The sequence below is a fragment of the Bacillus sp. PAMC28748 genome (genome assembly GCF_014250415.1).
Lineage (GTDB): Bacteria > Bacillota > Bacilli > Bacillales > Bacillaceae > Bacillus > Bacillus licheniformis.
This window is the reverse complement of the sequence record NZ_CP060192.1, coordinates 2,040,466-2,062,334: the sequence shown is the minus strand read 5'-3', so window position 1 is coordinate 2,062,334 and position 21,869 is coordinate 2,040,466. Positions and strand designations below refer to the sequence as shown.

At 49.8% G+C, this 21,869-nt stretch carries 19 protein-coding genes; 9 read left to right on the top strand and 10 right to left on the bottom strand.

The features are described 5' to 3' along the window. The first annotated feature begins 2 nt into the window (after window positions 1-2). Together H7F26_RS10455 and H7F26_RS10450 are read left to right on the top strand one after the other, a co-directional pair. Window positions 3-545, top strand: a complete 543-nt coding sequence (locus H7F26_RS10455) for an acyltransferase (protein ID WP_016886263.1) — start codon at window positions 3-5, stop codon at window positions 543-545. Then, window positions 542-1,633, top strand: coding sequence for a DegT/DnrJ/EryC1/StrS family aminotransferase (locus tag H7F26_RS10450; RefSeq protein WP_003179756.1), 1,092 nt, complete (start codon window positions 542-544; stop codon window positions 1,631-1,633). Before H7F26_RS10455 ends, H7F26_RS10450 begins: the two co-directional genes overlap by 4 nt. A 177-nt stretch (window positions 1,634-1,810) precedes the next feature. On the opposite strand, the gene H7F26_RS10445 is transcribed toward H7F26_RS10450, so the two are convergent. From H7F26_RS10445 to H7F26_RS10405, 9 genes are all read right to left on the bottom strand, one after another. Further along, window positions 1,811-4,096 (bottom strand): NTTRR-F1 domain, encoded by a 2,286-nt coding sequence (locus H7F26_RS10445; protein WP_228767665.1) that lies wholly within the window; start codon window positions 4,094-4,096, stop codon window positions 1,811-1,813. A 233-nt stretch (window positions 4,097-4,329) separates the two neighbouring features. After that, window positions 4,330-7,521: an NTTRR-F1 domain gene (locus tag H7F26_RS10440; protein WP_185855270.1), complete on the bottom strand. Its 3,192-nt coding sequence runs from the start codon at window positions 7,519-7,521 to the stop codon at window positions 4,330-4,332. Between the two features lie 219 nt (window positions 7,522-7,740). Continuing rightward, entirely contained in the window at window positions 7,741-9,066 is a 1,326-nt protein-coding gene (locus H7F26_RS10435) for an NTTRR-F1 domain (protein WP_061576136.1), read from the bottom strand. Window positions 9,067-9,192: 126 nt separating this feature from the next. Continuing rightward, window positions 9,193-9,885: an N-acetyltransferase gene (locus tag H7F26_RS10430; protein ID WP_185855269.1), complete on the bottom strand. Its 693-nt coding sequence runs from the start codon at window positions 9,883-9,885 to the stop codon at window positions 9,193-9,195. A gap of 106 nt (window positions 9,886-9,991) precedes the next feature. Then, window positions 9,992-10,708 (bottom strand): trehalose operon repressor, encoded by a 717-nt coding sequence (gene treR, locus H7F26_RS10425; RefSeq protein WP_003179748.1) that lies wholly within the window; start codon window positions 10,706-10,708, stop codon window positions 9,992-9,994. Window positions 10,709-10,729: 21 nt separating this feature from the next. Further along, window positions 10,730-12,418: an alpha,alpha-phosphotrehalase gene (treC, locus tag H7F26_RS10420; RefSeq protein ID WP_003179746.1), complete on the bottom strand. Its 1,689-nt coding sequence runs from the start codon at window positions 12,416-12,418 to the stop codon at window positions 10,730-10,732. Between the two features lie 73 nt (window positions 12,419-12,491). After that, the gene (treP, locus tag H7F26_RS10415; protein ID WP_003179744.1) at window positions 12,492-13,904 is read right to left on the bottom strand and encodes a PTS system trehalose-specific EIIBC component; all 1,413 of its coding nucleotides are present in this window, start codon (window positions 13,902-13,904) and stop codon (window positions 12,492-12,494) included. Between the two features lie 189 nt (window positions 13,905-14,093). After that, window positions 14,094-15,506 carry an alanine/glycine:cation symporter family protein gene (locus H7F26_RS10410; protein WP_003179741.1) on the bottom strand — a complete coding sequence of 471 codons (1,413 nt, stop codon included), beginning with the start codon at window positions 15,504-15,506 and terminating at the stop codon, window positions 14,094-14,096. A gap of 61 nt (window positions 15,507-15,567) precedes the next feature. Next, window positions 15,568-15,954 carry a DnaJ family domain-containing protein gene (locus H7F26_RS10405; protein ID WP_003179739.1) on the bottom strand — a complete coding sequence of 129 codons (387 nt, stop codon included), beginning with the start codon at window positions 15,952-15,954 and terminating at the stop codon, window positions 15,568-15,570. 261 nt (window positions 15,955-16,215) lie between these two features. Between H7F26_RS10405 and H7F26_RS10400 the strand changes: the two genes are divergently transcribed. The 4 genes from H7F26_RS10400 (at window position 16,216) to H7F26_RS10385 (ending at window position 19,558) form a co-directional block, all read left to right on the top strand. Continuing rightward, entirely contained in the window at window positions 16,216-18,177 is a 1,962-nt protein-coding gene (locus tag H7F26_RS10400; protein WP_003179737.1) for a lipoteichoic acid synthase, read from the top strand. 124 nt (window positions 18,178-18,301) lie between these two features. Continuing rightward, window positions 18,302-19,054 (top strand): type I methionyl aminopeptidase, encoded by a 753-nt coding sequence (gene map, locus H7F26_RS10395; RefSeq protein ID WP_003179735.1) that lies wholly within the window; start codon window positions 18,302-18,304, stop codon window positions 19,052-19,054. An 85-nt stretch (window positions 19,055-19,139) separates the two neighbouring features. After that, a complete protein-coding gene (locus H7F26_RS10390; protein ID WP_003179733.1) occupies window positions 19,140-19,295 on the top strand; it encodes a hypothetical protein in 156 nt (51 codons plus the stop codon). Window positions 19,296-19,426: 131 nt separating this feature from the next. Continuing rightward, complete coding sequence (locus H7F26_RS10385; protein WP_003179731.1) at window positions 19,427-19,558, top strand: DUF2639 domain-containing protein; 132 nt, start codon at window positions 19,427-19,429, stop codon at window positions 19,556-19,558. Between the two features lie 226 nt (window positions 19,559-19,784). Here the strand turns inward: H7F26_RS10385 and H7F26_RS10380 are convergent, their stop codons facing one another. Next, window positions 19,785-20,435 (bottom strand): MOSC domain-containing protein, encoded by a 651-nt coding sequence (locus H7F26_RS10380; protein ID WP_011197643.1) that lies wholly within the window; start codon window positions 20,433-20,435, stop codon window positions 19,785-19,787. Between the two features lie 111 nt (window positions 20,436-20,546). Between H7F26_RS10380 and H7F26_RS10375 the strand changes: the two genes are divergently transcribed. From H7F26_RS10375 to H7F26_RS10365, 3 genes are all read left to right on the top strand, one after another. Then, entirely contained in the window at window positions 20,547-20,819 is a 273-nt protein-coding gene (locus tag H7F26_RS10375) for an acylphosphatase (RefSeq protein ID WP_003179727.1), read from the top strand. Between the two features lie 106 nt (window positions 20,820-20,925). After that, complete coding sequence (locus H7F26_RS10370) at window positions 20,926-21,210, top strand: autorepressor SdpR family transcription factor (protein WP_009329070.1); 285 nt, start codon at window positions 20,926-20,928, stop codon at window positions 21,208-21,210. Beyond that, the gene (locus H7F26_RS10365) at window positions 21,207-21,845 is read left to right on the top strand and encodes an SdpI family protein (RefSeq protein ID WP_003179724.1); all 639 of its coding nucleotides are present in this window, start codon (window positions 21,207-21,209) and stop codon (window positions 21,843-21,845) included. Before H7F26_RS10370 ends, H7F26_RS10365 begins: the two co-directional genes overlap by 4 nt. Window positions 21,846-21,869: the final 24 nt, after the last annotated feature.

Genomic DNA, 21,869 nt, shown 5'->3' with positions numbered 1-21,869 from the left:
TGTTGAAACAATGGAAAAGCGAAGGAAAAGGTGAATTCACTCTTTCCCAGCTTGGGGGCTGCGGCGAAAACGTCGTTATCGAAGACGGGGTCCGCATTTTTCATCCGGAAAACATCTATATCGGAGATAACGTTTATATCGGCCATGACACGATTTTAAAAGGCTATTATAAGCATGACCTGGTCATCGGTTCAAACAGCTGGATCGGACAGCAATGTTTTATACACGGTGCCGGCGGGGTTACAATCGGAGAATTTGCAGGAATTGGTCCGAACGTCCGGATGCATGCCGCTTACCATACCGATCCTGATAAACCCGACAGTACCATTTTGTTTTCGCCGCTTACATTCGCTCCTATTCATATTGAAGAAAACTGCAACATCGGGATCGGTGCGTCTATCCTAGCAGGCGTTACGATAGGCGCCCACTCCAAAATCGGAGCAAATGCCGTCGTCAATCGCAATATTCCCCCGTACAGCATAGCAGTAGGCGTGCCGGCAAAGGTGATTAAAAACCGAAGAATGAAAGATGAGGATCTCTCATGATCAGATTGATCGAGCCGTATATTACATTTGAAGAAGTGCAAGCAGAATTAAAGGAGATATTTTCCTCTGGCATGCTGACAAAAGGCCCTTATGTCAGAACATTTGCTGATCATATGAGACAGTATGTCAGTGCAAAGCATGCTTTTTTAACAACATCGGCAACAACGGCTTTATCGATGTGCCTTAAAAGCCTGAACGTGCAACCCGGAGATGAAGTAATCGTCTCAGACTTCTCGTTCCCCGCCACTGTCAATGTAATAGAAGATTTAGGAGCCAAGCCGGTTTTTGCCGATGTTGATCTTGAAACATTTAACATGCTTCCAGAAGAACTGGAAAGTCAAATCACGTCCCGTACAAAAGCCGTTCTTTTTGTAGATGCTCTTGGAAACCCGACAGGCATCACCAACATTAAGCAAATTTGTAAGGAGTACGGCTTACCCCTTGTGGATGATGCCGCTTGTGCGATCGGCAGCAGCGAATACGGCTGTAAATCCGGAAAAATTGCCGATCTCACCTGTTTCAGCTTTCACCCAAGAAAGCTGCTTACGACAGGCGAAGGCGGGGCAATTACAACCGACCGGGAAGAGTTGAAAGACTGGCTTTCGGTCAAATTAAACCATGGCGCTGCCATCTCTGACGGAAAATTGGATTTTATAGATTTCGGCTACAACTACAGATTATCCGATATCCAAGCCGCTCTTGGAATTAAACAGCTCCAAAAACTTGATGACATCATTCATCGGAGAAACCTTCAGCAGAAAGCATATAGTGAACAGCTTGAACCCCTCGGATTCCAAAGTCAACAAATCGGTCCTAACGTTGTACACAACATACAATCCGCCGTTTTCAAAGTTCCAAAAAACATCGTTCGCGACGAATTGATTCAATATTTGAGCGACTGCCATATAGAGTCGACTTTCGGAACTTATTGTTTAAGCGGCACTACCTATTACCGCCGCAAATACAGGCAGATTAAACCGAATTCCATTTTTCTGGAACAAAATACGATCACCCTTCCCTGCCATGATCAAGTCAATGTGGATCAGGTAGTCTCAGCCATTCAATCATTTAGCCAACGTAAAGGCTAATCAATCAAAAACATCCCTTTCACAAAATAGTGACAGGGATGTTTTTTTATTCTTAGAAATAAGCAATAGAAAAAAGGCAGTAAACCATAGGTTTACTGCCCCCTGAATCATTCGCATAGCATTCCAGCGAAGTTCCGGAAAAACAAACGGAAAATATTTGCTAATAGTCGTTAAATATTAAGCGCCGGTTGGACCTGTCGGGCCAGTTGGACCTGTCGGGCCAGTTGGACCTGTCGCTCCGGTTGGACCTGTTGGACCTGTCGCTCCCGTTGCTCCGGTTGGACCTGTTGCTCCTGTCGGGCCGGTTGCTCCTGTCGCTCCCGTTGCTCCCGTCGGGCCGGTTGCTCCCGTTGCTCCGGTTGGGCCTGTCGCTCCGGTTGCTCCCGTTGCTCCGGTTGGGCCTGTCGCTCCGGTTGCTCCCGTTGCGCCTGTCGCTCCCGTTGGACCTGTTGGGCCTGTCGCTCCGGTTGCTCCCGTTGCGCCTGTCGCTCCCGTTGGACCTGTCGGGCCGGTTGCTCCCGTTGCTCCTGTTGGACCTGTTGCTCCCGTTGGACCTGTCGGGCCGGTTGCTCCCGTTGCTCCTGTTGGACCTGTTGCTCCTGTCGCTCCGGTTGCTCCCGTTGCTCCGGTTGCTCCTGTCGCTCCGGTTGCTCCCGTCGGGCCGGTTGCTCCTGTCGGGCCGGTTGCTCCTGTCGGGCCGGTTGCTCCGGTTGCTCCTGTCGCTCCGGTTGGACCTGTTGCGCCTGTCGCTCCCGTTGGACCTGTCGGGCCGGTTGCTCCGGTTGGACCTGTTGCGCCTGTCGCTCCGGTTGCTCCCGTTGCGCCTGTCGCTCCCGTTGGACCTGTCGGGCCGGTTGCTCCCGTTGCTCCGGTTGCGCCGGTTGCTCCGGTTGCGCCTGTTGCTCCCGTCGGACCTGTTGCTCCTGTCGGGCCGGTTGCTCCTGTCGCTCCGGTTGCGCCGGTTGCTCCCGTCGGACCTGTTGCTCCTGTCGGGCCGGTTGCTCCCGTTGGACCTGTTGCGCCTGTCGGGCCGGTTGCTCCCGTTGCTCCGGTTGCTCCGGTTGCTCCTGTCGGGCCGGTTGCTCCCGTTGCTCCGGTTACGCCTGTCGGGCCGGTTGCTCCCGTTGCTCCGGTTGGACCTGTTGCTCCCGTTGGACCTGTCGGGCCGGTTGCTCCCGTTGCGCCTGTCGCTCCCGTTGGACCTGTTGCTCCTGTCGCTCCGGTTGCTCCTGTCGCTCCTGTGGCTCCCGTCGGACCTGTTGGGCCTGTCGCTCCGGTTGCTCCCGTCGGGCCGGTTGCTCCAGTTGGGCCTGTTGGGCCTGTCGCTCCCGTTGGACCTGTCGGGCCGGTTGCTCCGGTTGGACCTGTTGCGCCTGTCGCTCCAGTTGCTCCCGTTGCGCCTGTCGCTCCCGTTGGACCTGTCGGGCCGGTTGCTCCCGTTGCTCCGGTTGGACCGGTTGCTCCCGTTGCGCCTGTCGGGCCGGTTGCTCCCGTTGCTCCGGTTGCTCCTGTCGCTCCGGTTGCTCCCGTTGCTCCCGTCGGACCTGTTGCTCCTGTCGGGCCGGTTGCTCCTGTCGGGCCGGTTGCGCCTGTTGCTCCCGTCGGACCTGTTGCTCCTGTCGGGCCGGTTGCTCCTGTCGGGCCGGTTGCTCCTGTCGCTCCGGTTGCTCCCGTTGCGCCTGTCGGGCCGGTTGCTCCCGTTGGACCTGTTGCTCCTGTCGGGCCGGTTGCTCCTGTCGCTCCGGTTGCTCCCGTTGCGCCTGTCGGGCCGGTTGCTCCCGTTGGACCTGTTGCTCCCGTCGGACCGGTTGGGCCGGTTGCTCCTGTCGGGCCGGTTGCTCCCGTCGGACCGGTTGGGCCTGTCGCTCCTGTCGGGCCGGTTGCTCCCGTCGGACCGGTTGGGCCTGTCGCTCCTGTTGGACCGGTTGGACCTGTCGGGCCGGTTGGGCCGGTTGGACCTGTCGGGCCGGTTGGACCTGTTCCTCCGCCTTCTACATCTAATAGTGCTACATCATCTACAATGACATTCGCTGTACCTGCCTGCGGCAAAGTATTAATCAAAATGAAAGCCATAGTAGAGCCAGCTGGAGCTGGGGTCGTCGTTTGATAGACTTCAAGCCATGTATTATTTTGGACAATCGGTAGTCTGTTGAACGGGATATTTAAAAAGAGACCTTGGCCTAAAAAGTTAAATGAACTATCAAAATAAGACACTTGAATTTGCACCTGAGGCGATGGAGCAGGAAAACCTTCTTTAGCTAGAGAAACTAAAAATTCCAATCCTTCTCCTGCATCTACTGGAACAAATTGTGCAATAAAAGAAGTAACAGCCCCGCCCAGTAATCTTGCCGACCAAAAACCTGAATGAGAAAATTGAGTTGTGACGGTTGCATTTTGGCCTACCCAGGGTGGAAGTGCCCCGTTTTCAAAGCTGCCGTTTACAACCAAATTTTGGATCGACATCTAGGATTTTACCTCCCTTTCACTAGATTAGCTTCAATTCCCTTTTCGAGAATGAAGCTAACATATACTATGTCTCCTTGCTAAGCTCGGTCACGTTATTTTCCATACGATTAAAACACATTTATAGAAGTTAAATCCGAGTGAATCAAACTATATTAACTTTAAAGCAACGTTCTTTCACTTAATATGAAACTTCAAAAGGGGAAAGCTCCATTTAGCTTTCCCCCCTCCCTTTAAGGGAACCGAATGAGATTTAAATCTCTATTAAATGCTGCAGCGGAAGTAACATTTGAAGCCGTTGTTACCGCTACCCTAACTGAATAATCAACTGTTGCGGTGGCAGGAACTGTATCAACAATTGTGCTGGCTAATGGAAACCTTTGAGTGCCGGCAGCCGCGAGACTCCTATTAAATATTCTTGTTTGAACTAAAGTTCCTCCTCTATATAGCCTTATTTCAAAAATTATATTACTGTTTGCAGTATTTACAGCTTCTATAGCCAATGCATAATCCACCTTAATATTTTGCCCACTAGTGACCGATACATTAGGAACCGATACAACAGTTACTTCTGTATTTAAAGGAACCGTTGGCGGATTGTAAACAGTAGTAGACCCAAATAGATTGTTAAAGAATATAGCAGTTTGTGGACTGGCTGGTCCTGTTGGTCCTGTTGGACCAGCTGCTCCCATTGTTCCTGCTTCACCCGGCGGACCCGTTGGACCCTGTGGACCTGTTGGGCCGGTTGCTCCTGTGGTTCCGGTCGCTCCCGTTGGGCCTGTTGCTCCTGTCACTCCGGTTGGACCTGTTGCTCCTGTTGGACCTGTCGCTCCGGTTGCCCCGGTTACTCCTGTTGGACCTGTCGCTCCTGTTGGACCCGTTGATCCTGTCGCCCCTGTTGGACCCGTCGCTCCCGTTGCGCCGGTTGGACCTGTCGCTCCGGTTGGACCCGTTGGTCCTGTCGCCCCTGTTGGGCCCGTCGCTCCCGTTGCGCCTGTGGCTCCCGTTGCCCCGGTTACTCCTGTTGGACCTGTCGCTCCGGTTGCCCCGGTTACTCCTGTTGGACCTGTCGCTCCTGTTGGACCCGTTGATCCTGTCGCCCCTGTTGGACCCGTCGCTCCCGTTGCGCCGGTTGGACCTGTCGCTCCGGTTGGACCCGTTGGTCCTGTCGCCCCTGTTGGGCCCGTCGCTCCCGTTGCGCCTGTGGCTCCCGTTGCCCCGGTTACTCCTGTTGGACCTGTCGCTCCTGTTGGACCCGTTGATCCTGTCGCCCCTGTTGGACCCGTCGCTCCCGTTGCGCCTGTGGCTCCCGTTGCCCCTGTCGGGCCGGTTGCGCCTGTCGCTCCCGTTGGACCGGTTGCTCCTGTCGCTCCCGTTGCGCCGGTTGCCCCTGTTGGGCCTGTCGCTCCCGTTGCGCCTGTGGCTCCCGTTGCCCCGGTTACTCCTGTTGGACCTGTCGCTCCTGTTGGACCTGTTGGACCCGTTGATCCCGTTGCGCCTGTGGCTCCCGTTGCCCCTGTCGGGCCGGTTGCGCCTGTCGCTCCCGTTGGACCGGTTGCGCCTGTCGCTCCCGTTGGACCGGTTGCTCCTGTCGCTCCCGTTGCGCCTGTCGGGCCTGTTGGTCCTGTTGCTCCTGTTGGTCCTGTTGCTCCCGTTGCGCCGGTTGGACCTGTCGCTCCCGTGGCTCCGGTTGGACCCGTCGCTCCCGTTGCGCCGGTTGGACCCGTCGCTCCCGTTGCGCCGGTTGCCCCTGTTGGACCTGTCGCTCCGGTTGGACCCGTCGCTCCTGTTGCCCCGGTTGCTCCCGTCGCTCCTGTTGCCCCGGTTGCTCCCGTCGCTCCTGTTGCCCCGGTTGCTCCCGTCGCTCCTGTTGCCCCGGTTGCTCCTGTTGCCCCTGTTGGACCCGTCGCTCCCGTTGCTCCGGTTGCCCCGGTTACTCCTGTTGGACCTGTGGCTCCGGTTGGACCCGTTGGGCCTGTCGCCCCTGTTGGACCCGTCGCTCCCGTTGCGCCTGTGGCTCCCGTTGCCCCGGTTACTCCTGTTGGACCCGTTGGGCCTGTTGCTCCCGTCGGACCTGTTGCTCCTGTTGGGCCGGTTGCTCCTGTCGGACCTGTTGCTCCTGTCGGGCCTGTTGGGCCTGTTGCTCCCGTCGGACCTGTTGCTCCTGTTGGACCCGTTGCTCCGGTTGGACCCGTTGCTCCGGTTGCGCCTGTCGGGCCGGTTGCTCCTGTTGGGCCTGTTGCTCCCGTTGGACCTGTTGCCCCTGTTGGACCTGTCGCTCCTGTTGCCCCTGTTGGACCCGTCGCTCCTGTTGCCCCTGTTGGACCCGTCGCTCCTGTTGCCCCTGTTGGACCCGTCGCTCCTGTTGCCCCTGTTGGACCCGTCGCTCCCGTTGCCCCGGTTACTCCTGTTGGACCCGTTGGGCCTGTTGCTCCTGTCGGACCTGTTACTCCTGTTACTCCTTTTGGACCGGTTGAGCCTGTGGCTCCGGTTGCTCCCGTCGGGCCGGTTGCTCCTGGCGGACCTGTTGCGCCTGTCGCTCCAGTTGGACCCGTTGGGCCTGTTGCCCCTGTTGTACCCGTTGCTCCTGTTGGGCCTGTTGCTCCTGTTGCCCCTGTTGGACCCGTTGCTCCTGTTGCCCCGGTTACTCCTGTTGGACCTGTGGCTCCCGTTGCGCCTGTCGGGCCTGTTGATCCTGTTGAGCCGGTTGCTCCCGTTGGTCCTGTTGGACCCGTTGCTCCTGTTGGGCCTGTTGCCCCTGTTGGGCCTGTCGCTCCCGTTGGGCCAGTTGCGCCTGTCGCTCCTGTCGGGCCGGTTGCTCCTGTTGGACCCGTTGGGCCTGTCGCCCCTGTTGGACCCGTTGCTCCTGTTGCCCCGGTTACTCCTGTTGGACCTGTGGCTCCCGTTGCGCCTGTCGGGCCTGTTGATCCTGTTGAGCCGGTTGCTCCCGTCGCTCCTGGTTGATCAATTGTTATCATTGCAACATCATCAATTAGTATCGGTGCCCCCCCACTAAGAGGGAGTTTTTGAATAGTTACCACTCCTATAACGGTTCCAGGAGGAGCACTATTCGTTGTAGCATATATTTCATTCCACACATTTACTGCAGATAGACGGTTTACTGGAATTGTTAAGCTTAATCCCTGCGACAAAAAGTCAAAAGAGGAGTTGTAATAATCTACTGTTATTACAATCGCAGGATTAGGAGCGCTGCTAGCTTTTGAAATAGATATAACAAATTCAAAATTCTCTCCCGGGTTAACCAGAAAGCTCTGAGCTAAGATTCCAATCGATGAAGTTACCAAGTTAACACTATAAATCCCTGAATGGCTGAAATTAGAAGTAACTACGGCATTAAATCCTGTCCAAGGCGGCAGAGAACCGGTTTCAAACCCTCCATTTATTATTCGATTCTCAATGGTCAATCAAGTTTCACCACCCTTTCTCAAAAATTGAGATAATAATATCCCTCAAACAAAATATGAAATATCTATGTATACCGTTTGGATAAAACTCTATTTCTTTGAATTTTTATAACGCCAATCGCTATAAATGATAAATTTTATAATTTATCATTAGAATCTTTTAAACAAAAACCCCCTTTAAGCTTTATGAAAACTTAAAGGGGACTCTTCATTTTACAATCAATCAAAGATTACAGCATTTAGCGCTCTTGTATTAACATTGGCTGCCAAAAGGTTAGTCCCTGTTACATTAATTCTAACCTCATAAGTTTGTGTTCCTGCCCCTGGTGTATCAACCCATGTAAGGTTAGGAATATCACCATATACACGAACCGAACCTGCCGATTTTTCATCCTGAGAATCAACAGACACTTGTGCGATAGCGCTGTTATTTCTATACAATGTAAAAATTATACTGTATTCAAAAGTAGTAGCTGGCCCTATGATAATATCAACTTCAGCCATAGAATCGAGTTTTATATTCTGTCCAGCTGAAGAGGTAACAGTTGTCGTTAGAATTGGTGTTTCGCTGCCAACTGTGAGTGAAACAGGGTCAGTTGACTGCGCCGGTGTTCCCAACAGACTTCCCGGACCCGTTGCGCCTGTTGGACCTGTTGCTCCCGTCGGACCGGTGGCTCCCGTTGCGCCTGTTGCTCCCGTCGGACCTGTCACTCCGGTCGGACCCGTCGCTCCTGTCGAACCTGTTGCTCCTGTCGGACCTGTTGCTCCCGTCGGACCTGTCACTCCTGTTGGACCTGTCGCTCCGGTGGCTCCGGTGGCTCCGGTCGGGCCGGTGGCTCCCGTTGGACCGGTCGTTCCTGTCGGACCTGTCGCTCCGGTGGCTCCGGTCGGGCCGGTGGCTCCCGTTGGACCGGTCGGGCCGGTTGCGCCTGTTACTCCCGTCGGACCTGTTACTCCTGTTGGACCCGGCGCTCCTGTCGGACCTGTCACTCCTGTTGCTCCTGTCGCTCCCGTGGCTCCCGTTACTCCTGTTGCTCCCGTCGGACCTGTCGCTCCTGTTGGACCTCCTCCACCCTCAACACTCAATAGAGCAACATCATCCACAAGCACACTTGCAGTTCCCGCCTGCGGAATGTTGTTGATCAAAATGAATGCCTGGGTGGTGCCAGAGGGAGCCGGTGAAGTTGTTTGATAGACTTCAAGCCATGTCCCATTTTCGGCTGCCGGTATTCTGCTTGACGGCACAGTGGCAAACAGCCCGTATCCGAGAAAATTAAATTGACTGTCAAAATAAGTAACCTGTATCGTTACAGAAGGTGCCGGGAGAAAGCTTGCTCTCGCAAGAGAAACAAGAAATTCGCTTCCTTCCCCCGCCCTGGCCGGAACAAATTGAGCAATATATGATGTGACTGTTCCGCCAAGAAATCTCGCAGAGAAAAAACCTGAATGCGAAAACTGGCTTGTAACAGATGCGTTTACGCCTAACCAGGACGAGAGGGTACCTGTCTCAAAACCCCCGTTCATCACCGCGTTTCGAATGGACATTTTTCCACCCCCAATTCCTCTTCAATTTGTGGCTGCAATGATCTTTAATAGATATTGAAGCTCTATATCCTATGATCTCTCTTTTTATGCAGACACGTTATATAACACGGCTGAGATGAAAAACCGTCACTTCATCAACCGGCCTGGATTGCCCACAGCCGTTTTGCCTGCGGGAACATCTTTTGTAATGACGGCACCCGCTCCAATGACCGCCCCCTCCCCGACGACAACCGCCGGCAGCAATGTTGCGTTATTCCCGATTTTCGCTCCTCTTTTAATAGTTGGACCTTGATACGGGTAGTTTCCCTTTCCCATATATTTATCATTTGACGTGGAACAGCAGGGACCGATAAACACTTCATCCTCAATCGTCATATCAGCAGTGATATAGCAGCCCGTTTGAATTGTTGCTTTACTTCCAATTCTGGTATTGTTTTCAACCATCGCATTGCGTCCTATAATGCTTTCTCTGCCGATCGCGACATTTTCGCGAATGCTCGCCATATCCCCCACGAAGACGCCTTGTTCCAACAGCACGTCTCGGTAAATCACAGCGCTTGCTCCAACTATGGCATCATCTTCTATCCGCAAAGGGGCTCCTGCCTGCTTCGGCTGGCGAGCCATTTTTTTATTTGAAGAAGCCGCTTTGCCAAGGACGGCCAAATCGCCGATTTTCACCCCGCTGCCGATATGAGTGTCCTTTTTAATAATGGCATGATGGCCGATTGTTACGTTGTCCCCGATGACCACATTTTCTTCAATAACGGCATACTCTCCCAATACCACGTTCTTTCCGATCTTTGCAGTTTCATGAATCATTGCTTACATCCTCCATTTCTCATTTACACCTGCTGTAGCATATTCAATGCGGACGTAATGAGAAACGGCTTCATAAAAAAACACGGCCGCCGTCAGGCGAACCGTGCTACTTTTCTCTTCTTGCAAAATCGACAAACCGGAATTTATCAAGGCGGTGTCTGCTTTCCGTATATTGAAACAAGGTCGTATCATCAAGAAAAACGAAATTTTTCACGACCACAATGTGCTCGTATCCGTTCAGATCCAAATACTCTTGATCCTCTGCCGTACATGGCTCGACTACAATTTCCTTATGAGCATAGCTGATGACGAGCCCGCATTCATCTTCAAGGTATTGATAGATCGAGTCCTCGCATATTTCTTTCGTTAAAAGCGGCACGTGTTTGCGGATAAGATAGTCTTTATCCAGGATGATACGCTCTCCGTTGATGTTCCGCGACCTGACAACCCGCCATACCTCTTCATCTCCGGAAGTGCGGAGCTGCTTTTGAATATATGCGTCCGGATGCGTCAAGCCGAACTCATGGACCGTCGTGCTTGTCTCTTTTCCGAGCGTTTCTGAAAGCTCCTTAAAGCTGACCAAACCGGAAACCGGGAACTGCATTTTCTCCCTGTGCAGCACGACTGACCCCTTCCCTTTAATCTTCTGAATATATCCGTTCTGAGCAAGCACGTTCAGCGCTTTCCGAACGGTTTCCCTCGAGGTGTCGTGCTGTTCGGCAAGGTCGTTTTCAGACGGCAGGATATCTCCGGCATTCAGTATGCTTTGATCGATTTGTTCCGCGATTTGTTTGTAAATCATCATATACTTGTTGATCTTCATTTTTTTACCACCACGCTTAGTTTAGCATGGTTTGGCAAGATGATAAACAATCGATTGATATGGTTTCACTGTGAAGCGTTTAAATGACTCGGGAAGATCGGTGTCATTGGAAATGAGAACCTTGGCATCATAGCCTTCAATATCAATATCGTCAGGCAGCTGAAACTCGGTCTCTTTCCCGTAAAAATTATTGATCACCAGCAGTTTTTCATCCGCTCCGTTTCTCAAATACGCGTAAAGCTCTTGATCGTCTTCCAGTATGAGCTGATAATCGCCGGTTGTAATGATATCGAATTCCTTGCGGAGCTCATTCAGCTTTTTATAATGGTAGAAAATCGAATCAGGATCGTTGAGCGCTTCTTCTGCGTTGATTTCTTTGTAGTTGTCAGGCACCGGAATCCACGGTGTGCCCGCCGTAAACCCGGCATTTTCTTCTCCGTTCCACTGCACCGGCGTCCGCGAATTATCACGGGATTTCGCTTTCAAGATTTCGATGATTTCGGCTTCCGGCTTCCCTGCTTCTTTCAGGATACGGTACATATTGAGAGATTCGACATCCCTGTAAAGGGAGATGTCATCGAATTTCGGGTTGGTCATCCCAAGCTCTTCTCCCTGGTAAATGTATGGCGTTCCCTGAAGCATATGAATCGCGGTTGCCAGCATTTTCGCAGACTTTTTGCGGTATTTTCCGTCGTCCCCGTACCGTGAGACGATCCGCGGCTGGTCGTGGTTGCACCAGAACAATGCGTTCCATCCGCCCCCTTTATTCATTTCCGTCTGCCATTCAGAAAGAATCTTCTTCAGCTTTAGAAAATCAAAATCCGCAAGCGCCCATTTTTCCCCGTTTGGATAGTCGGCCTTTAAATGATGAAAGTTAAACACCATATCGAGCTCACGGCTTTCGGGGTTTGTATACCGGATGCAATCTGCGATTGTAGTCGATGACATTTCTCCGACCGTCATGCTGTCATATTTTGAAAAAACCTCCCTGTTCATTTCATTCAAAAACTCGTGAACCCTCGGCCCGTCCGTATAAAATCTGCGTCCGTCCCCCTCGTCATCATCAGGGAAACGCTGGTCTTTTGAGATGACATTGATGACATCAAGTCTGAAGCCGTCGATTCCTTTTTCAAACCAGAAATGCATCATCTCGTACACTTTTTTTCTGACTGCTTCATTCTCCCAATTCAAATCCGCCTGTGTCACATCATAGAGATGGAGATAATACTGTCCGCTCTCTGCATGAAACTCCCACGCCGAGCCGCCGAATTTCGATTCCCAATTTGTCGGCGGAGCGCCGTTCGGCTTCATGTCTTTCCAAATATAAAAGTCGCGGTACAGATTTTCTTTGCCGGACGCCGCTTCTTTAAACCATCTGTGCTCTGTTGATGTATGGTTGACGACAAGATCCATGATCACCTTTATGCCGCGCTTGTGGGCCTCTTCAAGAAGCTCTTCAAAGTCGGCCATTGTTCCATATTCTTCATGGATGCTGTAATAGTCGCTGATGTCATAGCCGTTGTCGTTTTGCGGCGATTGATAAATCGGCGTCAGCCAAATGACATCACAGGCGAGCTCCTTGATGTAGTCGAGCTTTTCGATGATGCCGCGTATGTCGCCGACACCGTTTCCTGTTGTATCTTTAAAGCTTTTTGGATAAATTTGGTAGACGACTGCTTTTTTCCACCATGGATTTTCTTTCGTTTCCATTTTCAACACCACCGCTTTCTTCTTTATGAAAATGGGAAAAGGGCAGACAAATATGCGCGCCCCTCTCCCTCTCTTATTTCATTTTTAATTTTGCGTAGAGATATGTTCCGGCAAACGGCGCGATCAACACGATCGCCATTCCGATCGCAAACGCTCCCCAGTATTGGCTCATAATAGAGAAAATTCCAGGTACGCCGCCGACGCCGACAGAGCTTGCCAAAACCCCTTGCGAGGAAATGAACATACCGGCAATCCCCGAACTGATCATCGCGATCACGAACGGAAATCTGTATCTGAGATTCACTCCGAACAATGCCGGTTCGGTAATTCCGAGATAAGCTGAAATTCCGGATGTCAGGGACAGGCCTTTCTGCTTCTCATCTTTGACAATAAACATCATCGCAAGCGCGGCTGAACCTTGTGCAATATTGGACAGCGCGAGCATCGGCCATAAAAATGTTCCGCCGAGCTTTGAGCCGATCAGCTGAAGGTCAACGGCAAGGAATGTATGATGCATTCCGGTAATGACGAGAGCGGCGTAAAGCCCTCCGTATAACAGTCCGCCCAGTACGGCGAATTGTTCAAAGACAGCAATAAGGCCTGATGTTAAAACATTTCCGATGGCAAATGTAATCGGTCCAATGACAATAAATGAAGCAAAACCTGTGACAAGCAGCGTAATCGGTGCCACAACAAGGAGCTGAATGCTCTCAGGCGTCCGCTTTGTCAAAAAGCGCTCAATTTTTGCCAGCAAATAAGAAGCGAGCAAAATGGGAAGCACCTGCCCCTGGTAGCCGACCTTCTGCACTTCCAAACCGAATAAATTCCAGACAGGAATCTCTCCGCTTTGCTCCGCAGCCCCGTATCCCCAGGCGTTTAACAAATCAGGGTGCACAAGCATGACGCCGAGCACGATGCCGAGCAGCGGATTTCCGCCAAACCGCTTGACGGCCGACCAGCCGATTAGCGCAGGGAGAAATGCGAAAGCAGTCCCCGCGATCAAGTTAATCATATTAGCGAGATCCGCCCATTGCGGATAGACTTCAACGATTGATTTTCCGCTGAAGAAAATGTCTTGAGCCGTCAGGATATTGTTGATCCCCATCAGCAGCCCGGCAGTGACAATCGCCGGCAATATTGGAATAAATATATCTGCAAGCGTTTTCACGGCACGCTGTAAAGGATTCATATTTTTCTCTGAGGCTTTCTTAACATCATCCTTTGACGATTCGCCGATTCCTGTTGCCTTCACCAGCTCCGCGTACACATTGTTGACCGTTCCTTGGCCGATCACCACTTGAAATTGGCCGTTAGTCGAAAACGATCCTTTGACAACATCTATTTGCTCCAGCACCTCTTGATTGACTTTGCTTTCATCGAGCAATGCAAATCGCAAACGCGTTACACAATGGGTTACCGCTGCAATGTTGTCAGCACCGCCGACAGCATCGACAATCCGTCGCGCTGATTGATTCAAATCAGTCATTCCAATCCCTCCTTCTCCTCTTATAACCTGTATATACACGTTATAGGTATATTGTATTCCTGTATATACAAGTAGTCAATATATTTTTGTAGCGCTTTCAAAAATTAAAAAAAGCCGGATGTTCCCTTCATAAAACGTAGGAGAGCAAGGCTTCCTCCGATTTATGAGCCGGGAACAAACCGGCTGTGATCATAAATTGTTCACTTTTTCGTCACCTTCATAAACGCCGTCCTGCTGACCGATGTCTTTCAAATAATACTTTTCTGATGTAAAAAACTCATCATATAAAGACCTTACTTTTCTGCTCAAGAGCAGCACCGCCAAAATATTCGGAAGAAGAATGAAAACGAGCGCGAGATCGAGGAATCCCCATATCGCCTTTGCTCCTCCGGCAGCACCGATGACGACGGCGGCCAGGTAGATGAATTTAATCACATGTCCCGCGAGCCGTCCGAACAGAAATTCAGCTTGTTTTACACCGTAAAAAATGACTACTGTGATCGTTGATAAGACAAAGAAAACGAGCGAGACAGAGACGAAGTATCCGCCCACAGGGCCAAAATAGCTGCGAAATGCGGCTGCGGCCAGCGCCCCCGGATCGCTTGATGCGTTTTCGCCGGTCCAGACGCCTGATGCGAGCACGACGAAGGCGGTGGTCGTGCAAATCAGCAGCGTATCGACCACGATGCCGATCACCGCCCAGAACCCCTGTCTCACAGGGTGGTCGGTCATCGCCGCTGCGTGGGCAATCGGCGCCGTCCCCATCCCGGCTTCGTTGGAATAAAGGCCTCGTGCAAACCCCCAGCGAACGGTTTCGGCAACTGCCGCACCTGCAAAGCCGCCGAATGCCGAAGAAGATGTAAACGCATTCAAAAAGATGAGAGAGAAAAAAGCGGGTACAGAGGAAAGGTTTGTGACGACAATCAGGAAACCGGCCCCGATGTACGCCCCTGCCATAAGCGGAACTGCGAGCTCCGTCACTTTTCCAATCCGTTTAATCCCTCCGATCACCACTAAACCGATCAAAAAAGCAATCCCGATTCCGGTGTATAAACGATTGAACGAGAACGTCTCAGCCAGCGATGCGGAAACCGAATTTCCCTGCACCATGATGCTCGGTACAAGTTCGATCATCAGCGCTACTGAAAAAAAGACGCCGAGCCATTTCATGGAGAGCCCTTTTGTAATGTAATACATCGGTCCCCCGACATATTCGCCCTCTTCATTTTTTTCTCTGTAGTGGACGGCGAGGACGCTTTCCGAAAACTTGATCGCCATGGCAAACAGCGCGACCAGCCACATCCAAAAAACGGCTCCCGGACCGCCGAACATGATGGCCGCAGGCACACCGACGATATTGGCGGCGCCGACTGTTGAGCTGAGAGCCGATGTCAAAGCCTGCAGCGGTGTAACCGTCCCTTCTCCTTTCGGCTTTTTGCCGACACTTCCGATCGTCTGCTTAAAGATATAGAGAGGATAGCGAAATTGAAAAAATTTCAGCAGGATCGTCAAGTAGACTCCTGTCCCTGTCAGCAGTATGATCAGCGGTGGCCCCCACAGCCAATCTGATATGTATTCAACCCAATTCAATAATCGTTCCATCCTATCACCCTTTTGTTCGTTTACGGGTCAATACCACTACAGGGGAGAAATAAACCTGCTTTTAGCGCTTTTTATTTCCGCTCAGCCTTCGGTACACTTTTTCTTTATAAAACGCTGAGGCAGGCTTGGAAAACATGCCTTTTTTGTCGGCGAGCCTGTCGAGCCTGAGCCGGGTTTCTGTTTTTCTCTCAATTAAACGCTCGCGCTCGTCTTCATCCGCGCACTTTGCGATTAAGTCGTCAATCGTCATCAGTTCTTTCTTTAAAGCGCCTTCATCCCCCGCCATTCCGGCGTTTTTCATCACTCTGTAAGCCATGCGGAGATGCTCTGGAACATGGGCGGCATCGTCTTTTTTCAAAGGTTTCCCCATTCCCGGAAGCCCTTCGAATTCGCCGTCCTTAATGGCCTGCTTAATCTTGTCTTCAGAAACGATGCTCGAAAAATCCATGGTCTAAATCCTCCCTTTTCGTTCATATACTAACAACAGTCTGCCATAAAGATCAGTTCCCGCCAATGCAATACAAGCGTAAAATATTCCCAAACATCTTTTTTAAAGCTGTAAAACCCTGATTTGACAGGGGTTTTGCGATTTTTTTCGCAAGGCCGGTTTCCGCTTTTCTAAATCGGTATTTCATGGTATATTTTATACATTCGTTTTTTTCTTTCGTTCCGATGGTTTTTACTGATCCGGAAAAAAGGAGTGTAACAATTGAAAAGATTTATTAAGGAAAGAGGCCTTGCCTTCTTCCTGATAGCCGCTATATTGCTATGGCTAAAAACTTATGCTGCGTATGTAATTGAATTTAATTTAGGAATAACCAACACAGTACAACACATTTTGCTTTTTGTGAATCCGATTAGCTCAAGCTTGTTCTTTCTTGGATTGGGACTCTTGTTCAAGAAAAAAATACAGCAGACAGCGATTATAGTGATTCATTTTTTAATGTCTTTTTTGCTATATGCGAACGTTGTATACTACAGATTTTTCAGCGACTTTATCACGCTGCCTGCAATCATGCAGGCAAAAACAAACGGAGGACAGCTCGGGGACAGCATCTTCTCGCTTATGCACCCGCTTGATGTTCTGTATTTCATCGACACCTTTATTTTAATCGGGCTGGCTGTTTTCTATAACAGACCATCTGAAACAACAACGAAGCGTCCGTTTAAAATTGTGATGGGAGCAAGCATCCTCGTCTTCCTCGCCAACCTGGCCGTTGCCGAGATCGATCGTCCGGAGCTTCTGACCCGTTCTTTTGACCGCAACTACCTTGTGAAATATTTGGGAACCTACAACTTCACAATCTATGATGCGGTGCAAAATATCAAGTCAAACAGCCAGCGCGCACTGGCAAGTTCCAGCGACGTAACGGAAGTTGAGAACTATATTAAAGCCAATCATGATAAGCCGAATGCCGAATACTTCGGAAAAGCGAAAGGCATGAACGTGGTTTACATTTCACTGGAATCACTTCAGACCTTCCTGATCGATTATAAGCTCGACGGCAAAGAAGTCACGCCATTCTTAAATTCACTGGCGCACGACAATGAAACGTTTTATTTCGATAACTTTTTCCACCAAACCGGACAAGGTAAAACGTCCGACGCCGAATTTATGATGGACAACTCGCTGTATCCTTTATCGCAAGGGTCAGTGTTCATTAATAAAGCGCAAAACACGCTGCAGTCGGCTCCGGCCATTTTGAAGTCTCAAGGCTATACATCAGCGGCGTTCCACGGCAACTACAAAACGTTCTGGAACCGCAATGAAATGTATAAAGCCATCGGTTATGACAAATTCTTTGACGCTACGTATTACGATATGAGCGAAGATAAAACGAAAAACTACGGGTTGAAAGATAAACCGTTCTTTGAAGAATCAATGCCGCTGTTGAAAAGCCTGAAACAGCCGTTCTATACGAAGTTTATCACCCTTTCGAACCATTTTCCGTTCGAGATGGATGAAGGCGATACAGACTTCCCTGCCGGGGATACCGGCGACAGCGTCGTTGACCATTATTTCCAGTCGGCCAACTACATGGACCAGGCGCTTGAACAATTCTTCAACGACCTGAAAAAAGCCGGACTGTATGATAATACGATTGTCGTCATGTACGGGGACCACTACGGTATTTCTGAAAATCACAACAAAGCGATGGCCAAAGTTTTGGGCAAAGACATCACACCATATGAAAACGCCCAATTGCAAAGGGTGCCGCTGTTCATCCACGCGCCTGGGGTCAAGGGAATCAAATCCCATAAATACGGCGGCGAAGTCGATGTAGCCCCTACCCTGCTTCATTTGATGGGCGTGAATACGAAAGATTACCTGATGAGCGGTTCAGACCTTCTGTCACCGGAACACCGTGAAATTATTCCGTTCCGCAACGGCGATTTCGTCTCTCCGGAATATACGAAAACGAACGGAAACTACTATGACACGAAAACAGGAGAGCTACTGAACGAAAAAGACATCGATCCGAACATCGAAGAGGCCGTGAAAAAAGAACTCGAAATGTCGGATAAAATCGTCGACGGAGATTTGCTGCGCTTCTATAAACCGAAGGGCTTTAAAGCGATCAATCCGAGCGACTACGACTATACCAACCACAATCCGAAAACATCAGAATCTGATGCGGCGCAAACAACGAAATCGGATTCCGGACAATAAACAGACAGCACCCGCTTCTAAATAAGCGGGTGCTTTTTTTGTCTTGAAGCCGCTCTGTTCCTTTTTCGCAAACAAATATGGTAAGCTTGAAATGGAATATAAAAAAAGAAAGCGGGAATGAATTGTGATTGTAACGAATGACCAAGAGCTGGAAGGGCTCAAGAAAATCGGCAGAATCGTCGCTTTAGCCAGGGAGGAAATGAAGGCAAAAGCAGCTCCCGGCATGAGCACAAAAGAGCTGGATCTCATCGGAAAAGAAGTGCTTGAAGCCCATGGCGCCGCATCGGCTCCGGAAAAAGAATACGACTTCCCGGGAACGACGTGCATCAGTGTGAACGATGAAGTCGCCCACGGCATCCCAAGCGAATCCAGAATTTTAAAAGAAGGGGATTTGATCAACATCGACATCTCCGCTGAATTTGGCGGCTACTATTCTGATACGGGCATTTCTTTTGTACTCGGAAAAGGCGATGAAATGCTGCACAAGCTTTGCCAAAGTGCGGAAAGCGCTTTTCAAAAGGGGCTTTTGCAGGCGCGCGCCGGCAAGAAACAAAACCAAATCGGCAGAGCCGTATACAATGAAGCAAAAGCAAACGGATTTACCGTCATTAAAAACCTGACGGGACACGGGATTGGAAGGAACCTCCATGAAGCGCCCAACCATATCTTAAATTACTATGACCCGTTTGATAATGCGCTCTTTAAAAACGGAACCGTCATCGCCCTTGAGCCGTTTGTTTCCACAAAAGCAGAACATACCATCGAAGCCGGAGACGGCTGGACATTCAAAACGCCTGACGGCAGCTTTGTGGCGCAGATCGAGCATACGATCGTCATCACGAAAAACGAACCGATCATTTTAACACAGCTTGACTGATTACGCATAAAAAAGCCCGGCTCATAGAAGCGCGGGCTTTTATGCTAAAATAAAAGACAAACTGTGCCGAAAGGAGCTTTACCGCATGCTGTTTGCCATCATCGGGCTGATCTTTTTTATCGAGAGCATCCTGTTAATCGTATATGCTCATAAAAAAAAGAACGGCTTCTTAAAATATATTGGGATCGTCCTCAGCATCGCGATCATTGTGATGATCGTCACCAGTTTGACACACGGCTGACGCCTGCCCTCAAACTTCCAGACTATGTCGAAAGACTCAGTTTTTAAAAATTGCCGCCTATCCCTTTTCAGCGTTTTTCTATAGATGTTAGAATCCCAATTGCATCGAAATATAGAAGGGAGTTTTCTGCCATGCATTACGGAAGCAAAGGCTGGTATGTAGAAGAACTGAAAAAGCTGGGAATGACGAAGTATGAAGGAAGAAAGCTTCAAAGCTATAAAAAACACTTTTTGGCCAACCTGCTTGAAAGCGTCAAAAAATAAACATCCTTTAAGCTCAGCGTGACCCGCAACCCTTGCAGTCTAGGAAGGCCGAGCATCGAAGCAGACTTTCACAGGAGGTGATTACGGCGGCGTTCAGGCAGGACGCCTGGCGGTTAGCCGCCGATCCTTCCTCTATTCGTGAGCACCGACTTAGCAGGCCTGACAACGAATGCGAGGGTTTGTCGACACGCTGAAAGCCGTATTCCTCTTCAGACACGGCTTGTTTTTATGCGCTCAGCTGCTTTAAAAATGAGCTTCTCCAGCTTTCCGACAGCGCTTCAACCTCAAGGATCTTCCGAATGGCTGGGTGATTGCCCATGTCATGGTACATCAAATGATTGGCATACGAGACCGTGGCTTCATGCGCATCTCTTGAAACGAGCTGCAGCCGCGAATCAGGCGCAACAATTCCTTCTTCGAGAACCCTGAAATAGAATCCGCTGTACCCGGTGTCCCTCACTTTTAACACCATATCTTTTTGATTCAGACGTTTGGCCAGCTTGAAACAAGGCTGGCGCGGCTGGCTGACTTGAACAAGAGCTTCCCCCAGCTTAAAGATATCGCCGATGCACACTTCTTTTTCGGTGAGCCCTTTAACTGTCACGTTTTCTCCAAATGCCGCCTCTGGCAGCTTTCGCTTCAAGACGCTTTCCCAATACATGTAGTGATCCGCCGGATAGACGCAAACCGCTTTATCCTCTCCCCCGTGGTGAATCAGATCCGCCTGCCCGTCCCCTTCAAAATTCGTACGGCTCAAATAGACAGGTCCGCTGACAGGCTCCTTCACGATTGCCGTTTCCACCTGCTTACCGTCGAATTCGTATGTACGCGGACGGCCTACATGAATAGATATGATTTCATACTCCTGATTTTCCAAAACCTCACGCCCTTCCTTTATTTTCATATTTTAACGATTCATCCGAAGCATGTCTATCCCATGATCTCAAAATGGGAAATATGGTAGCATAAAAGAAAAGGGGTGTTCTCGATGCTTCAATACAGAATCATTGTAGACGGACGCGTTCAGGGCGTGGGATTTCGCTATTTTGTTCAAATGGAAGCAGATAAACACAAATTGACAGGCTGGGTTCGAAACCGCGACGACGGCACAGTTGAAATCCGCGCCGAGGGACTTGAGGAAAGCCTGAAGCAATTTTTAAAAGCAATTCAAAAAGGAAGTCCATTCTCAAAAGTAACGGATGTAAAAGTGGAAGAAACCAAAGAATTGGACGGATTCCAAAAGTTTAATATCAGCTATTGAGAAATCCGCCGGAGATGGCGGATTTTTTTAATAAATCTTGACTAAATTTTTCTTTTATTTTAGTATTTAGTTAAATAACTAAATACTTATTCTAAGGATGCTAAATATGAATCAAACCTTTAAAGCTCTAGCTGATCCGACGAGAAGAAAGATTTTGAACCTGCTGAAGGACCGGGATATGACCGCCGGTGAAATTTCCGACCAGTTTCAAATGTCTAAACCAAGTATTTCTCAGCATTTAAAAATTTTAAAACAGGCTGAATTAATTCAGGATGAAAAAAAAGGCCAATACATCATCTACTCGCTAAACACTACAATGTTTCAAGAAATCATCGGCTGGGCTTTCAGTTTTACTGAACAAGCCGGCAAAGATAAAGGGGATGCAAAATGAGAAAACACATTTTTTCGCTCGCTATAATCGCTATGAATCTAATCATGTGGGCAATCGCTTATCCGCACATTTCCGGTCAAGTTCCAATCCATTGGTCATCTTCGGGGGAAATCGACAGGTATGCTTCCAAAATGGAAGCGATGCTTGCCATGATTGGGCTGCTCGTTTTTGTATATGTCTTGATGTTCTTAACGCCGAAAATCGATCCGCGCAGAAAAAACTATCAGCTTTTTTCGAAGACTTATTACATTCTCATCAATGCCATGCTGCTTATATTTTCTCTGATCAACGTGCTTGTTATCATGACCGGGCTCGGGTATGATCTGCCGGCGGGCAGCATCGTACCGGTTCTTGTAGGCGCTCTATTAATCGTCATAGGCAATTACCTACCGAGAGTCCGCTCCAACTTTTTTTTCGGGATCAAGAACCCTTGGACATTGAGCAGTGATTCAATCTGGAAAAAAACCCACAGATTTGCGGCGAAAGTATTTACTTTGGCAGGACTTCTAATAGCTGCGGACGGGTTGTTATCAATCAGTCCAGAAATCATGCTTCCGGTTATTTTGGCAACGGTTTTGGCGCCCTATATTTATTCTTATGTTTTGTACCGGAAGGAAATCAATATGAAAAGCTGAGACGATTCAAAAAGGCTCCGATTT

What these genes read in the sequence shown, in the direction of transcription:
- H7F26_RS10450 (WP_003179756.1), top strand. Translation starts at nt 542, where the DNA reads ATGATCAGATTGATCGAGCCGTATATTACATTTGAAGAAGTGCAAGCA.
- treC (WP_003179746.1), bottom strand. Translation starts at nt 12,418, where the DNA reads ATGGAAACGAAAGAAAATCCATGGTGGAAAAAAGCAGTCGTCTACCAA.
- treP (WP_003179744.1), bottom strand. Translation starts at nt 13,904, where the DNA reads ATGACTGATTTGAATCAATCAGCGCGACGGATTGTCGATGCTGTCGGC.
- H7F26_RS10375 (WP_003179727.1), top strand. Translation starts at nt 20,547, where the DNA reads ATGCTTCAATACAGAATCATTGTAGACGGACGCGTTCAGGGCGTGGGA.
- H7F26_RS10435 (WP_061576136.1), bottom strand. Translation starts at nt 9,066, where the DNA reads ATGTCCATTCGAAACGCGGTGATGAACGGGGGTTTTGAGACAGGTACC.
- H7F26_RS10410 (WP_003179741.1), bottom strand. Translation starts at nt 15,506, where the DNA reads ATGGAACGATTATTGAATTGGGTTGAATACATATCAGATTGGCTGTGG.
- H7F26_RS10365 (WP_003179724.1), top strand. Translation starts at nt 21,207, where the DNA reads ATGAGAAAACACATTTTTTCGCTCGCTATAATCGCTATGAATCTAATC.
- H7F26_RS10405 (WP_003179739.1), bottom strand. Translation starts at nt 15,954, where the DNA reads ATGGATTTTTCGAGCATCGTTTCTGAAGACAAGATTAAGCAGGCCATT.
- H7F26_RS10430 (WP_185855269.1), bottom strand. Translation starts at nt 9,885, where the DNA reads ATGATTCATGAAACTGCAAAGATCGGAAAGAACGTGGTATTGGGAGAG.
- H7F26_RS10445 (WP_228767665.1), bottom strand. Translation starts at nt 4,096, where the DNA reads ATGTCGATCCAAAATTTGGTTGTAAACGGCAGCTTTGAAAACGGGGCA.
- H7F26_RS10385 (WP_003179731.1), top strand. Translation starts at nt 19,427, where the DNA reads ATGCATTACGGAAGCAAAGGCTGGTATGTAGAAGAACTGAAAAAGCTG.
- H7F26_RS10390 (WP_003179733.1), top strand. Translation starts at nt 19,140, where the DNA reads ATGCTGTTTGCCATCATCGGGCTGATCTTTTTTATCGAGAGCATCCTG.
- H7F26_RS10370 (WP_009329070.1), top strand. Translation starts at nt 20,926, where the DNA reads ATGAATCAAACCTTTAAAGCTCTAGCTGATCCGACGAGAAGAAAGATT.
- treR (WP_003179748.1), bottom strand. Translation starts at nt 10,708, where the DNA reads ATGAAGATCAACAAGTATATGATGATTTACAAACAAATCGCGGAACAA.